The organism is Streptomyces sp. NPDC111656 (genome assembly GCF_055656965.1).
In genome coordinates, this window is record NZ_JBVKCA010000032.1 from 15,673 (window position 1) to 28,719 (window position 13,047).

Genomic DNA, 13,047 nt, shown 5'->3' on the forward strand with positions numbered 1-13,047 from the left:
CGCCAGGTCAGCTGGCGAGGATCGTGTTGACGATCGGGATCATGACGAAGGCCAGCATGAGGATCACGGCGAGGGTGACCGGGAGGACCATCGCCGCGGAGGCCTCGTTGGCCTGTGCTTTGGCGTCGGCCAGCAGCGCGATGCGCAGCTGGCGGGCCTGGGACTGCAGGGTGGTGTAGACGGCGGCGCCGTCTCCGGCCAGGGCCAGGGTGTCGGCGGGCCGGGTCAGTTCGGGGATGTCGAGTTCCTCGCCGAGCTGCTTGAGGGCGTCCCACGGGGTGACGCCGGCGAGCTCGGCGTGGTCGAAGACCTGACGCATCCGCTGGAAGATCCAGCCGTCGCCGACCTCGGCGGTCTGGGTCAGTGCCTGCCCGGCGCCGCTGTTGGCGAGCCGGGCCAGGGCGACACGCTCGAGGTAGGAGGCAGCGGCATGCCGCACGATGAGGCGGGCGGCGGCCGCGTCGCGCTTGACGTCCTGCCCGGGGCTGAACCAGAACAGCGCACCGAGCAGGAGCGAGACGCCTGCGGGGATGGCGAACGGGAACGGGGTGCCGGCGAAGGCGAGCATCGCCTGCAGCAGCTGGGGGGCGAGCACCCCGTACAGGGCGAACAGGACGCGCTTGCCGAGGTGTTCGGCCGGGGAGATCCGCAGCAGTCTGAGGTCGCTGAGCGGCAGGCGGATACGGACGCCGAACTCGTCGAGCAGCCGGGCGCCGACCCGTTCCGGCACGCCACGCGCGCCGGGCGGCGCGGCGACGGGCATGGCGTTGGTGAAGTGGGCGGCGTCGAGGCGGTCCAGGACGCTGGCCAGGTCCGGCTTGGTGGGCAGGGCGGCACGGACGGCGAGGCCGATCATCACGCCGGCTGCGGCCGCGGGCAGCACCGCGTTCATGGGGATCATCGGGTCTCCCCTTCCAGGACGGCCAGGTGGGAGGGCAGCGGGTCGAGCAGGCGCGGGTCGGGCTTCGTGCGGGCGATGCGGCGCAGCCACGACAGGGTCCACGCGAACAGGCCGCCCAGGACAATCAGCGCGACCTGTCCGACCGGGCTGGCGTACCAGCCGGACCAGGCGTTGTTCAGCATGCAGCCCATGACCACGATGCAGATGACCAGGGAGACCTGGCGGGAGGACTTGCGGACGGAGGCGCGGTCGGCTTCGACGTCACGGGCGTCGGCTGCCTGCTGGTGGATGGTCATCGCGAGCGCTTCGAGGGCGTCGGCCAGGCCGGGGCCCTTGTAGACGGCGTGGCTCTGGAAGAGCAGTACGACGTGGTCGGAGACGCCGTCGGCGAGTTCGTCCGCGAACATCGCGAACGCGAGGTGGGCGTCGATGCCGGTGCGCAGCCGGTCGGCGAGGCGTTGCACGTTGCCCGCGATCGGGCCGGGTGCGTTCTTCGCGGAGGCCCGCACGGTCTGGGTCAGGGAGATGCCCGCGGTGTGGACGCCAGCGAGGTGGTTGAGCCACTGGGCGAGCGCTTCAAGGCGTTCGATGCGGGCCTGCGCGGCACCGCCGGGGTGCAGCACGAAGGGCAGACCCAGGACGGCGGCGCCGGCGAGCAGGCCGTGCACGGGCCAGCCCGTATACGCCCATACGACCAAGGTCACGACGGCGGCTGTGATGACCAGGTGACGCCAGCGGCGCTGCCAGCTCTCGGGCAGGTCGGCCTTGGCACGGCGCATCCGGGCGGCGATGCGGGAGGGCGGTTTGACGGGGTCGGGGATGCTGCCGCGGAGTTCGCGGGCAGTGGCGATCGCGGCGAGGACTGCCAGCACGGCGCAGCAGGCCGCGACCAGGGCGAGCTGAGACGTGGTCACTGATCTCTCCGGGGCAGCGTGATCCGGTACGGGACAAGGTGGCGGACGGTCATCGTCGTCCCACCGTCTGCAGGGGCTCTCCCCACCACCCGTGCGGGTTCTCCGCCAGCCACGAACGGGCGATCAGGCCGGTGCGCTCCAGTTCGTCGATGAAGGACGGCATGTTCTGGTAGACCGCGCGCGGGTCGCCACCGCCCGGGGCGAACAACTCGGTGGTGGTGGGCCTGCCGGCTTCGCCGACGACGTCGTGGATCTCGTAGACGTGGGAGACGAAGCGGTGCTTGCGGCCGCCGACACCGGTTTCGTCGAGGTAGGTGAGGTAGACGACGACGTCGATGGCGGAGGCGATGAGGTGGTGGGCGGCCTCGGTGGCCATGCCGGCCTCGGTGCACAGCTGCACCAGGCGGGAGACGATGGCGTGCGGGCGCCGCACGTGCATGGTGCACATCGACCCGGACCCACCGGCGGACATCGCCTGCAGCATCGGGACGATCTCGGTGGAGCGGACCTCGCCGACGATGACGCGGGTGGCGTTGTAGCGCAGCGCGGTCGCGAACATGTCGGCGATGCTGACCTCCCCGGCGAGCCGGTCACCCGTGCTGCGCTCGCCGTTGGACTGGCGCGCTTCGAAGGCGAAAGTCACCGGGCCGGGCTTCGGGCCGGGCTCGTCCAGGTAGAGCTCGCGGTCGGATTCGAGGGTCACCAGCCGTTCGGCGGGCGGGATTTCCCGGCCCAGGGCGCGCAGCAGGCTGGTCTTGCCGGCGCCCATGTCGCCGACCACGAGGACGTTCATCCGCGCCTGCACGCACGCCGTGAGGAACCGCTCCAGCAGCGGGTTGATCGACTGCCACTGTACGAGCTCGCCGATGCCGTGCTGGCGGATGCGGTGCTTGCGGATGACGACCGAGGGGCGGCTGGTGAGCAGGCTCGCGGTGACGCGGGACCCGTCGGGCATCCGGAAGCCGACCATCGGCGTCGCCTGCGTCAGGGCACGCTCGCCCTGGCCGGACTGGCGGGCCATCCGGTTGACCCACGTGATCAGCTCGTCGTGGGAGTCGGCGACCTTGTCGATCGTGCGACGCGGGCGGTCGTAGTACTCCACGTGCGCAGTCAAACCGTCGACCATGACGTCTTCGACGCCGTCCTCGTCGAGGAGGGACTGCAGGCGTCCGCCGCGGAACATGGCGTCGTAGACCGCGGTCGCGATGCGGCCTTCCTCGTCCTGGGTCAGCGGGGTGTTGCCCTGCGCGTACTTGGTGGCCCAGTCGGCAACGGCGGTGCTGGCCAGCGAGCGGGCCAGGGCGCGCCGGTCCGGCTCGGCCAGGGTGCGCTCGGGGTCCCTCTTGCTCAGCTCGGCGGACACATCCGCCTGAAGGGCTTCGATGACCTCCCAGCCGACCGGCAGGAGTTCCGTCGGCAGCCCGGCCAGCCGGGGAACGACCGTGGGGCTGACGGTGCCGCCGGGCACCGCGGGTGGCGCGGCCGCCGTGGGGGCGGTGGGCGGTGCGGGCCGCCGTTCGCCGAGCTTCCCGGTGAGCAGATGGGCGATGTCATCGCGGCCCATCGGCGGGGGGATCTGCCCGTTGACGCCCCCGCGCTGATGGGTGTCAGCCACGGCCACCTCCCCGCTGGGCCAGCCGGTCCAAGACACCCGCGAACTGCGGGTGGGCCGGCGCGCTGGGGTAGTGCTGCTGAATCTGACGGCGCGCGACGAGCGCCCCGAACTGCTCAGTGGCGGTGCGGGCGTAGCGCAGCAGCGGGCTGCGGGCAAAGCCACGCGGCGGCTTCCCCCCGGTGGTGAGGTAGGCGGCAGTCTCCGAGTCCCATGGCAGTGAGGCAAGCACGGGGGCTTCGAGGGCCTCGGCGACCTGGTGCGAGCGGAACGGTCCGTTCTCGATGAGGAGTAGGCCGAGCGCGTCGGATCCGGAGCCGTGCTCGTCGAGTTCGGCGCGCAGGGGCCGCATGAGGTGGCGGGCCAGGGTGAGGCCCTGCTCGGTGCCGCGGACGGCGAGCAGGACGAGGTCGGCTCTGTGCAGGAGGGGCGCCGGGGTGAGAGTGGGGTGCAAGTGGCCGGATTCCAGGGCCAGGCGCCCTGCGTCAACGAACACGTCGTGGCCGGCGGAGTCGGCCATGACGTGCAGGACGTCGGCGAGGGCGGGCCAGGTTCGGCTCAGGGATCCGGCCTGGGCGGGATCGGTCAGCCCGGGCAGGACCTTGCGGTGGCCGGTCTGGCCGTCCAGCGGCCACAGGTGCGAGGCAAACGCCTGGGCCAGCTCGACTGGTCCGACGCGGTCGGCGGCCGCGAGGTGGTAGAGGCCGTATCCGGCGCTGATCTGGCCCTGCAGCAGCCCGGCGCGGATGGTCCCGCCGGCCGGGTCGCACTCGGCGAGCAGGGACGGACGGCTGGAGGCCAGGGTGAGAGCGAGCGCCGCGGTGGTGACGCCGCACGACTTCGCGGAGGCGATGCAGGTGACGGGCATGGTCAGTTGCTCCGCGGTTCGCGGACCAGGGCGATGCGGCCCAGGGCGGCGCGGCTGGCCAGGACCGGCCCGTCGTCGGGGGCAACCGCAAGGTTGACGACCACGGTGCCGGTGGCGTCCGGGCGGGAGACGGAGACGACGGTCGCGTCGACGGTCTCCGGGACGGTGCCCTTCTTCGCGGGCTCGTCGCCCTGGGCGGGTGTGGTCACCGCGCGAACCTTGTCGCCAGGGGCGAGCGTCCCGGCCGGTGCCATGCCACGCTTGATCTGCACGCCGACCTGCTCCTGGTTGTCACCCAGCCCCGTACTGGCGCCGAGTTGAGAGGTCAGCAGAAGCCCACCCTTGCGCAGATCAACGGTTGGCCGCTTGCCCAGCACCGTGGCCTTCTGGAAGGCGGGGATAGGAGTGAGTGCGGAGTCCGCAGACACCTCGGCGACCACGAGGTCGGCGTCCGACAGCGCGCGGCCGGCCGGTACATCCCGTGCCACGGCCAACACCCGAGAGCGGTCGCTGGCCGAGTTAACGGCGGCGGCCGCCCCAAGCGCAGCGACAACCGCAAGCACGATGCACAGCGCGGCCACGGACCAGCGGCGTTGCCGCTTGACCGGCGGAGTGGTCGTGATGGGGATCTCGGGCCGGGCCGGGCCCTGCGGACGCGGCACCGTCGGCGCGGCGGGAGTTTCCATGACAGGCTGGGGCCTTTCAGGGAGTTTGGGGTGCGTGGGCCGGTTAGTTGAGGACCTGGACTTCGGCGACGTCGATGTCCACGGCGTTGTTTCGGGTCGCAGCGAGCTGTCCGGTCTCGCCGCCGCCGTTGACCTGCCAGTCGACTTGCCAGGTCGAGGTGGCGGTCACGTGGTAGCGGCCGCCCGCCTGTGTAGAGGAGGGCTCGTTGTAGCGGTATCCACAGTCCGGTGAGGCCTTCTTCCCGAACGCAGCCTTGTACGGGGTACCGGCGGTGGTGCAGGTGACGGTGTTGCCGTCGCCCATGTCCCAGACGATCCGTTTGACCTTCGCGGTGGCGGTAACCGTGACTCCTCCCGCGGAGGCGGAGGCGCTGTTGGGGCCGTACGTCTCGGCGGTCTGGGCCGTCCACATGTACACCGGCATGCCGACCACGCCTTTGCCGCCGGGCTTCGGGGTGATCCCGATGTCCGGGCCGAGGAGCGTCATCTTGTCCAGGGCCTCCTGTGCCAGCTGTGCGGGATCCACGTTGGCGGCGGGTGCTTGAGCGGCCCAGAAGACCTGTGGTCCGGCGATCGCCGTGCCGACGCCGGCGACGCCCGCAGCAGCCTGCAGGGCGGGGCAGACTCGCACATAGATCGCCCCCTCGCTGGGGTCGTGCCCCTCCCACAGCTCGCTTCCGGCCGGGGGCTGGGGGTCCAACTTGCTGACGGTGCAAGGCTGCGCCGCAGCAGGTATGCCCTTGCCGCCCTTGGCCGGCTTCCCAGAGGTATTCCCCTGGCTGCCCGGCTTGGGATCGGTGTGGACGTTCACGCAGAACCGCACGATCTCGCACTCGCCTGCGCCAACGTGCGGGTCATCCGCCGCGCGGGCCGTGGCGTGCGCTGATCCTAGGAGCAGCAGAGCGGACCCTGCCGTGGCTGCTAAGTGCCTCAGCACTTGCGTTCCTGCGGTGTCTCCTTGAGGACGACCCACTGCTTCCCCCACTTCTCCACGCTGATGACGTCGACGTACTTGGTCAGGCGCTCCTTGGGCAGCTCAACTTCGTTCTTGGTCTTGCGGTCGACGAGCTTCCAATGAGAAACGTCCATGCAATCGGTGATAGTCGCCTTGGGAACCTTGCGGTCGAGGTTGATCGCAGTGACCTCAGGCATGCTCCCTGGCTTGCCGATGGTGACCTGCCCGGCCTTATCCATCGCCTTCGTCTCGCTTTGCACCGTGGCCAGCGCCGCCCCGGTGGCGTACTTCTTAATCTCCGTGCCTTCAGTACCGGCCTGCGAGTACGACTTGGCGACCTCATCGAGGTACTGCTGGTATGCAGCCAGGAGTTCATCCTTGGCTGCAGCCGCAGGGTCAGTGCTCGACGGCGAGGGCGTCTCGGCCGCGGAGGAGGTTGTCGGCGAGGAGGGCTTCGACTCGTCGCTGTTGTCAGAGGAGCTGCACGCGGAGACAGCGAGCACCGCACAGACTCCCAGGGCCGTCGCGGTCCAATTTCGGAAGCGAACAGCGGAATGGACGGTCTGGTGTGCGCGGCGTTTCACGATGCCTCCCCGTTTGGCGCGCCGTGAACGGGCAGCCGACGCGGGCGCGCCCACCCAAAACTCGCCCGATGAAACTTGGTCGAGCTGCGCTGATGCGCTTTCTGTAGTCGCCAGGTTACGCATATGCCAGCCAACTTCCCAACAAGTAAAGGAAGTTACCTCTCGCAACTCGGCACGAATCCGGTCACAACAGCACCATGAAGTCGACAAGTTGCCCTAGGCATTTGCGACTTATCGAAGGCCGTGATTTCGGCCGAATTTCGTCGCCACCGAATGGTCAGTTCTGCGAGGCCGTGTGCGCAGCGGTGGGGCTGGTCAAGGAGAATCTGGAGGTTGCCGGTGTGCTGGGCTACCCACAAGCGCAGTTGAGCGTCGCTGACATGGCACTGTTCGGCAGAAGGAACATGGCGAATTTTTGCCGAGCCTGCACGCGACCTCCAATCCGCTGCCAACAGCGGTCAGTTCGGCGAAGACCGAGACCTCGCTCTCCAACCCGTCGGTTCGTGGGAAGAGCGAGAGAATGGTGGCAGACGGACATCAAATCTCCTTCCTGCGGGCCCGGGGCAGTCATGCGGCCGGAGCCTGCGTGACCTGCTGGGCAGGGCGCAGCCAGGCGTCGGTCGGCTCGGCGGGACCGAGGACGGGTGTGAAGATGCAGGCGAAGGGGCCGTGTTCACGGAGGCGGTCCAGGGTGGTGACGCCGGCGCGCACCGTGGGGATGGTGAGGACGGGGTCGGCGGCGGCGAGGCAGCGCAGGTCGGCGATCCTCCGCTCCAGGCGTTCCTCGGAGGCGCCGGTGAGGACCAGCAGCACGCGCGGGAAGGCCTGGGAGGGGTAGCGGGAGCGCCAGGCTGGCGCTGGTGCTGCACGGCGGGCAGGTCTGGGGCCGCGGCCAGGAGCGGCCTGTGGGGCGTAGCGCTGGTAGGTGGCGTAGGCGTGGAGTTTCTGGGCGAGCCGCGCGATGGTCATCTGTGTACGGTCGACTTCGATCATGAAGGTGAGCAGGGTGCGCTGACGGCCCTCGACGTGGACGTAGTTGAGGACGGCGTCCGGGATCAGTCGCAGGTCTTCACCGGGGCGCTGGTCGTCGCGGTAGGTGTGCGGGATCTCGGGTGACCAGTCCAGCGGTCCGCATTCGTGGCCGAGGGCGCGGGCGTGGATGACGAACCCCAGGCCGGCTTCCACGGTGGCGAGGGTGTGTTCCTGCAGCGGGCCCGCGGCGGCTTCCGGGCTCATTCGGTAGGGGCGTTGTGGCAGCAGGCCGGTGGCCTCGACGGAGGTGGCGCCCTGTTCAGTGAGCCACCACAGCAGATCGGTCTGTCCGTGGGCGCGCCGGCCGACGCGTTCGGCGAGGCCCTGGTCGCGGAGCTTGTGAAGCTGGCGTCGCAGGTATTCGGCGCGGGTGTGGTGCGGGGTGAGCATCTGGTGCAGCTGGAGTGTGGAGACGAGGCGGTGCTGGTAGAGAATGTTCAGGGCGTGCTGTCCGATGAGGGTGGCGCCGACGGGTGCCTGGGTCGGGTAGGGCATCGGTGTGCTCGATTCAGTCGACGAGGCTGGTGGGATCGCTGTACGCGGCCGGTCCAGGACCGTGGCGGGTGTGGTGGGCGAGGATTGCTGTGTCGAGGCCCTCGAGGGCGGCGAGGATGTCGCCAACGGGACGGCGCCGCATGTTGGTGTCGATTGCCTTGTCCAGGTCCTCGACGCTGTCGGGGTTGTCGTAGTGGGCGAAGATCTCTTCGACGGGGAGGCCGCGCACCCTGAACGGGGCCGTGGGCTGCCCGTCGAGGTTGAGCGACATGAGGTAGTGGTACTTGGGCAGCGCGGTGATGGTGTCCGGGCTGACTTGCCCGTTCCAGCGGCGGGCAACGAAGTCGGCCTCGTCGTGGTCGGCGGCGCAGGTCGCCAGCAGCGACCGGTTCTGGAGCAGGGCCTGCCGGGTGACCGCGCTGAGCCGGAGCACCATCTGGGTCATGCCGGTCAGCCGGACTTCGTATTTGCGGAGCTGTTCGCAGATCGCGGCCAGGAAGCCCTTGGATGAGGCGTCCAGCGCGGTCAGCTCGTCGATCCACGCCCAGAAAGTGGCGCGCTGGTCCCGGGGGGTGTCCTGGCGTGACAGGCCGGCGCGGTGCAGATCGTGGATGAGCAGGCAGGCGACCAGCGCGTCGGCTTCCGAGCCGGATGGGCAGACGAAAACAACGCGGCTGGTGTCCATGGCTTCGCGTACGTCGTAGCCGGAGGTGGGGCTGCCGAAGAAGGCCTGCAGGGCAGGGCTGGTGTCGATGCGGTCGATCGCGTAGGTGACGGTGGGCACCGCGTCGGCGGCGACCCGGGGGAAGGTCTTTTCCCAGTAGTCACGCACGCTGGTGGGCAGTTGGGGCAGAAGCGCCTCGCGCCACTCTTCGTCGACCAGCCATTTGCGGATCTGGAATACCGTGCACTGCCGGTCGGGGTGGCCTTCGGTGACGGCCTTGAGGTTGAGCAGGGCGAGGGCCTGGGCAGCGCGGGCGAGGATGGTGCGGGCGCGGGGGGCGTGGTCGCCCCAGTCCTGGGCGGCTGCGATGCCCTCGGTGACGGCGCGCACGATCTTCTGCACGTCTCCCTTCTTGCGCGCCTCCATGGACAGCGGATTCCAGGACACGACCAGCTGGTCGTCGTCCGCCTCGGCCAGGTTGATCTCCCACATGCGCTCGGCGATGTGGGGGTGGGCGAGGTACGGCTTCGCGCGGGCCCAGGCCTCGCCGTGTGGATCAAGGAACCATGTGCCGTAGCCGTTGTGGGCGAGCGCGATGGCCTGGACGAGTGCTTCTTCCGTCTTGCCGTGCCCGGACTTGCCCAGCACCAGCGCGAACAGCAGGTCCTGTACCCGGGCGGCACCGATGCGCTCACGGCCGTCCGGGTAGGTGACCGCGCCGAGCGGTACCAGGTCTGGCTGCCCGGTGTAGACGGGCAAGTGCGCGGGTGCAGGAGGGACGACGCCGCCGGAGCGTACGACGCTCGAGGCGTTGCAGCGGGCGGTGGGCGGCTTGAGGAAGCCGACCAGCTCCGGCACGGTCATCCACTGGCGGCTGCGCGGGCGGAACTCCCCCGTGGTGAACCGCTGGTCGAAGGAGGCGATGGCGCGGCGGGTGCGCGGCTTGCGGGGCTTGAGGTAGTTCTCGCCGGACGTGGCGGCGAACACGGCGAGCAGCTGGTGCATGCGGGCGAGCGCGGCCTGGGGGTGCGCGGCGGCGGTGCGCAGGAGGAGCTGAACGGCGAAGACCGGGCCGACCGCGGGCTCGAACTTGCCGACGCCGTCGCGCAGATCGGTCATCCGCGGCAGCCGCTCACCACGAGAACTGCCCAAGGTCCTGCCGCCGCTCCAGGCCGCGGACATCGACGACATCACCCCTCCCCCAGCGAGCAAGCCGGTGAGCCGCTCCCCGTACGCGGACGGGCCGCGCCGGCGAGAGGCGGCCAGCAGCTTGCGGCGCCGGCGGACCAGTTGACGCTCCCGTACGGGCAGCAGGTCCAGGACGACGTCCGCCCGCTCGCCGGCCTCGGTGCGCACTCCGGCCAGGGCGGTCGCGAGCTGCTGCAGCGGGTCGGGATGCAGGCCGAGGGCGGCGAGCGGTTTCTGGTCGTGCAGAGCGAGGACCAGTTCGGCGCGCTCGACATACAGAGGCTTGGCGTGCTTGCTTCCGGCGGTGCCGGACAGCTTGGCGAGGTCTACGGTTGCGGTCACGAGCGGCCTTTGCGCTGGGCGGGCAGCGGGAAGCGGACCGGGCGGATGTCCGTACGGGCCCCGCCGGCACGGATCTCGACCTCGGCGAAGCCCGGCATGGTCAGCACGGCTGCGGACCGGGCCGGGCCCTCGAGATAGCAGTGCATGCGGCCGTTCTCGGCGCTGTAGCGCAGCCGGGCCGCGGCGCCACGCCCCGGAACCCCGCCTGCGGAGTAGGTGACTCGGCCCAAGTGCTGGGCCCATCGACGCACTTCGCCCTCGGACGGGTCGAAGGTGGTGGTGGGCACGGCTTCGACACGGACACGGCCGCTGAGGGCGTCCCGGACCTGGAGGGCGCGCCGCCAGGAGATCCCGATCGCGGTGATGAAGCCAGCCGCGATGATGACGGACATGTAGGGGGCGGCGACGGCGATCCAGTGCGCGGTGTCCAGCAGGGTCTGCGCACCGTCCGGGAGACGGGCGGCGCTCATGCCAGCGTCCGGAGGTTCGTACGCGGGCGGTGGGTGGGGTTCATGGTGGCCTCCGTGGTGGTCGCGGAAAACTTCCCTTCACTCCGACCAAGTCCGGCCAGAGGACCCGTTGTGACACCACCCTCGATACTTTGCCGCCCCTTTACTTTCGGGTGTTGGCGGGTGATCTTCCGTGGAGGCCGTGACCTGGGCCTGCGGCAAGCGCGTTGGGCACACCATGAAGAAAGTGATCTACCTCGCGACCGCTGCCGCGCTCCTTGCCGCGACCGCTCCCGCGCACGCCAACGGCAAGGGGGACGCCGGCCCGGTGCACATCGGGGTGATCGGCGAGAAGCTCAAGGTGCACGAGGTACGCGCCCTCCTGGATGGCCACGAGGCCGGCGCGAAGGCTCTCGTCTCGCTGTGGAAGAACGGCGAGTGGGTCCGTCTCGTACGCAACTGGAAGTACACGGACGCCAAGCAGACGGCGGGATACAAGTACGAGTACGCCTCCTGGAAGCTGCACAACCGCTCCTTCCCCAACAACAGCCAGCTCTGCGTGGAGTTCGCGGGGCACGAAGAGCGAGCCTGCTCGACCATCCACCGCTGACGTCGCCGCGGCGAACGTGTACGGCCCCGGCGCTGCTGCTGCCGGGGCCGCCATCTCTGGGTACCGCCTTGGTACGGGCGCCTGTCAACCAGCCGCGGCAACACCTTCGCTCGGGGACGCCGTGATGACTGGTGTGGACGACGCCGGCAGCGCGAGCGGTTCGATGGGAGGCAGGACGGCGTGCGGCAGGAGGACAGGGCCGTCGAGATAGCGGGCGGTACGGCGGCGCGCCAGATGGGCCTGGACACCGGCGCGGATCATCGCTCGTCGTGCCACGCGGGCCCGGCGGTTGATGTCGCGGCGCTGGGCTTTCCACTGCCGGTGCTGGATGCGGTTGGCCTGCATCTGGACCGCGTCGGCGGACTCGCCAGGGTGCATGGCCTTGATGACCGTGGCGGCGGCGGTGGCGACGGCTCGGGTGACCAGGATGAGCGCCGTCAGCAGGAGCAGCGGACCGATGAGCCACAGCGGTGCGCCCATCGCGAGGAGGTCGGAGATCAAGCCGTTCAAGGTGCCGTCCTCTTAAGGCAGGTGCGGGCGGGACGCCGGTCCAGGTGGGCCGGTCCGCGCGCCTTGGTACTGGCTATGAGTGCGAGAAGGGCCCCCGATCAACGGGAGCCCCTCTCTACTCGTCGTGATCTACACGCGCAAGACCTGCCCAGGCAGCCCCGCTTGTGTTGCAGAGCCGTTTTCCTCGGCGGGAAGAACTGCGCGCGGGAGGTTGAACGCCGGCTTCGGCGTGATCAACCGGTAGAACCACTGGATCGCTTGGCTGGTGACGCGCACGATGATCGCCACGAATGCGGCGACAAGACTGCTGTCCACGAGAACCCCTTGTCCTGTTCGGCCCGCTGCGCTCTCGCAGGAATGCAGCGGGCTACCCCCGATCTCACTGGCCCCGCCCTCCGCGGGGCCGTCTGACGTGGAAGGGCGCTAGCCCTCCCCGCCGCTCCTCGGACCGAGTGGTCACGGCCCGAGAAGCAGCGGGGTGCTCTAGTGCTCCGGGTTGCGGAACCTGCGCTTCGGCGGGGCCTCGAATCCGAGGTGCGCCATCTTCCCGGCGCGCCACGCCTTGTTGAGCTTCTTGAGGGCCTTGTAGCGGAGCGAGGCGACCGCCGCCTTGGTGGTCGGCGGCTCGAGCCACTGCGCGACCTGCTCGTTCTCCATCTGGAGGGCCTGGCACATGATGTAGACCTCCAACTCGCGCAGGGTCAGGATGCCCAGGGAGCGGACGCCCTTGATGGCGTCGATCAACTCGTGGTTGAGCTCGACGGCCTGGCCGTACTGGGGATCGCCCTGGCGCTCGCGGAGGAGCTCGAGGTCGATGTCCTCGACGAGTACCTCGACCACGGTGCGCAGGTTGCGGAGCTGGTTGGTCGCGCACCGGTTGAGGTAGGCGTCGAGGTTGTCGACCGGCCCCTGGCTCAACAGGCGCAGGTAGAGCCCCTTGGTGATGTTCGCCCACATCTCTTCGGCCTGGTGGCGGCCAGCCGATTGGGCCATGCGGCCCCGGTGGAGACCCTCCTGTTCAAGCGCGCGGTCCAGCTGCTGACGTGCCTCGGGCGAGAGGACGCGCGGACTGGTCGCTGAGATCGTGCCGGCCACGGCCGTATCGAGCTGGACTCCCTCGGGCTGCGGACGCGCCCGCGTCGGCCCCTCGTTGGATGCCGGGCTGTTGCCCCCCTGCATCGGGTCGGTCATGGTCGCTACTCCAGGTGCTCGAGGGGTTGTTACCGCCTATGAGTTC

At 69.8% G+C, this 13,047-nt stretch carries 14 protein-coding genes; 1 reads left to right on the forward strand and 13 read right to left on the reverse strand.

Annotated features, from left to right (window positions below):
- Nucleotides 1-7: 7 nt before the first annotated feature.
- From ACZ7M3_RS47705 to ACZ7M3_RS47750, 10 genes are all read right to left on the reverse strand, one after another.
- Nucleotides 8-901: a type II secretion system F family protein gene (locus ACZ7M3_RS47705; RefSeq protein WP_472072347.1), complete on the reverse strand. Its 894-nt coding sequence runs from the start codon at nucleotides 899-901 to the stop codon at nucleotides 8-10.
- Nucleotides 898-1,815 (reverse strand): type II secretion system F family protein, encoded by a 918-nt coding sequence (locus ACZ7M3_RS47710; RefSeq protein WP_472072349.1) that lies wholly within the window; start codon nucleotides 1,813-1,815, stop codon nucleotides 898-900. Before ACZ7M3_RS47710 ends, ACZ7M3_RS47705 begins: the two co-directional genes overlap by 4 nt.
- Nucleotides 1,816-1,864: 49 nt before the next feature.
- On the reverse strand, nucleotides 1,865-3,430 hold the full coding sequence (locus ACZ7M3_RS47715; protein WP_472072351.1) for a CpaF family protein: 1,566 nt from the start codon (nucleotides 3,428-3,430) through the stop codon (nucleotides 1,865-1,867).
- A complete protein-coding gene (locus tag ACZ7M3_RS47720) occupies nucleotides 3,423-4,295 on the reverse strand; it encodes a hypothetical protein (RefSeq protein WP_472072353.1) in 873 nt (290 codons plus the stop codon). Before ACZ7M3_RS47720 ends, ACZ7M3_RS47715 begins: the two co-directional genes overlap by 8 nt.
- 2 nt (nucleotides 4,296-4,297) lie before the next feature.
- The gene (locus tag ACZ7M3_RS47725; RefSeq protein ID WP_472072355.1) at nucleotides 4,298-4,783 is read right to left on the reverse strand and encodes an SAF domain-containing protein; all 486 of its coding nucleotides are present in this window, start codon (nucleotides 4,781-4,783) and stop codon (nucleotides 4,298-4,300) included.
- Between the two features lie 241 nt (nucleotides 4,784-5,024).
- Entirely contained in the window at nucleotides 5,025-5,681 is a 657-nt protein-coding gene (locus ACZ7M3_RS47730) for an ATP/GTP-binding protein (protein ID WP_472072357.1), read from the reverse strand.
- A 230-nt stretch (nucleotides 5,682-5,911) separates the two neighbouring features.
- On the reverse strand, nucleotides 5,912-6,439 hold the full coding sequence (locus ACZ7M3_RS47735; RefSeq protein ID WP_472072359.1) for a hypothetical protein: 528 nt from the start codon (nucleotides 6,437-6,439) through the stop codon (nucleotides 5,912-5,914).
- A gap of 648 nt (nucleotides 6,440-7,087) precedes the next feature.
- Nucleotides 7,088-8,047, reverse strand: coding sequence for a replication-relaxation family protein (locus ACZ7M3_RS47740; protein WP_472072361.1), 960 nt, complete (start codon nucleotides 8,045-8,047; stop codon nucleotides 7,088-7,090).
- 13 nt (nucleotides 8,048-8,060) lie between these two features.
- Nucleotides 8,061-10,241 carry a type IV secretory system conjugative DNA transfer family protein gene (locus ACZ7M3_RS47745; RefSeq protein WP_472072363.1) on the reverse strand — a complete coding sequence of 727 codons (2,181 nt, stop codon included), beginning with the start codon at nucleotides 10,239-10,241 and terminating at the stop codon, nucleotides 8,061-8,063.
- Nucleotides 10,238-10,711, reverse strand: a complete 474-nt coding sequence (locus ACZ7M3_RS47750) for a hypothetical protein (RefSeq protein WP_472072365.1) — start codon at nucleotides 10,709-10,711, stop codon at nucleotides 10,238-10,240. The genes ACZ7M3_RS47745 and ACZ7M3_RS47750 overlap by 4 nt, the downstream gene beginning before the upstream one ends.
- A gap of 217 nt (nucleotides 10,712-10,928) precedes the next feature.
- Here ACZ7M3_RS47750 and ACZ7M3_RS47755 point away from each other — a divergent pair, with 217 nt between their 5' ends.
- Nucleotides 10,929-11,300: a hypothetical protein gene (locus tag ACZ7M3_RS47755; protein ID WP_472072367.1), complete on the forward strand. Its 372-nt coding sequence runs from the start codon at nucleotides 10,929-10,931 to the stop codon at nucleotides 11,298-11,300.
- An 84-nt stretch (nucleotides 11,301-11,384) separates the two neighbouring features.
- Here the strand turns inward: ACZ7M3_RS47755 and ACZ7M3_RS47760 are convergent, their stop codons facing one another.
- The 3 genes from ACZ7M3_RS47760 to ACZ7M3_RS47770 all read right to left on the reverse strand — a co-directional run bounded on the left by ACZ7M3_RS47760 (nucleotide 11,385) and on the right by ACZ7M3_RS47770 (nucleotide 13,001).
- On the reverse strand, nucleotides 11,385-11,810 hold the full coding sequence (locus tag ACZ7M3_RS47760) for a hypothetical protein (RefSeq protein WP_472072369.1): 426 nt from the start codon (nucleotides 11,808-11,810) through the stop codon (nucleotides 11,385-11,387).
- Between the two features lie 129 nt (nucleotides 11,811-11,939).
- On the reverse strand, nucleotides 11,940-12,125 hold the full coding sequence (locus ACZ7M3_RS47765; RefSeq protein WP_472072370.1) for a hypothetical protein: 186 nt from the start codon (nucleotides 12,123-12,125) through the stop codon (nucleotides 11,940-11,942).
- A gap of 168 nt (nucleotides 12,126-12,293) precedes the next feature.
- Complete coding sequence (locus tag ACZ7M3_RS47770) at nucleotides 12,294-13,001, reverse strand: RNA polymerase sigma factor (protein ID WP_472072372.1); 708 nt, start codon at nucleotides 12,999-13,001, stop codon at nucleotides 12,294-12,296.
- Nucleotides 13,002-13,047 lie beyond the last annotated feature (46 nt).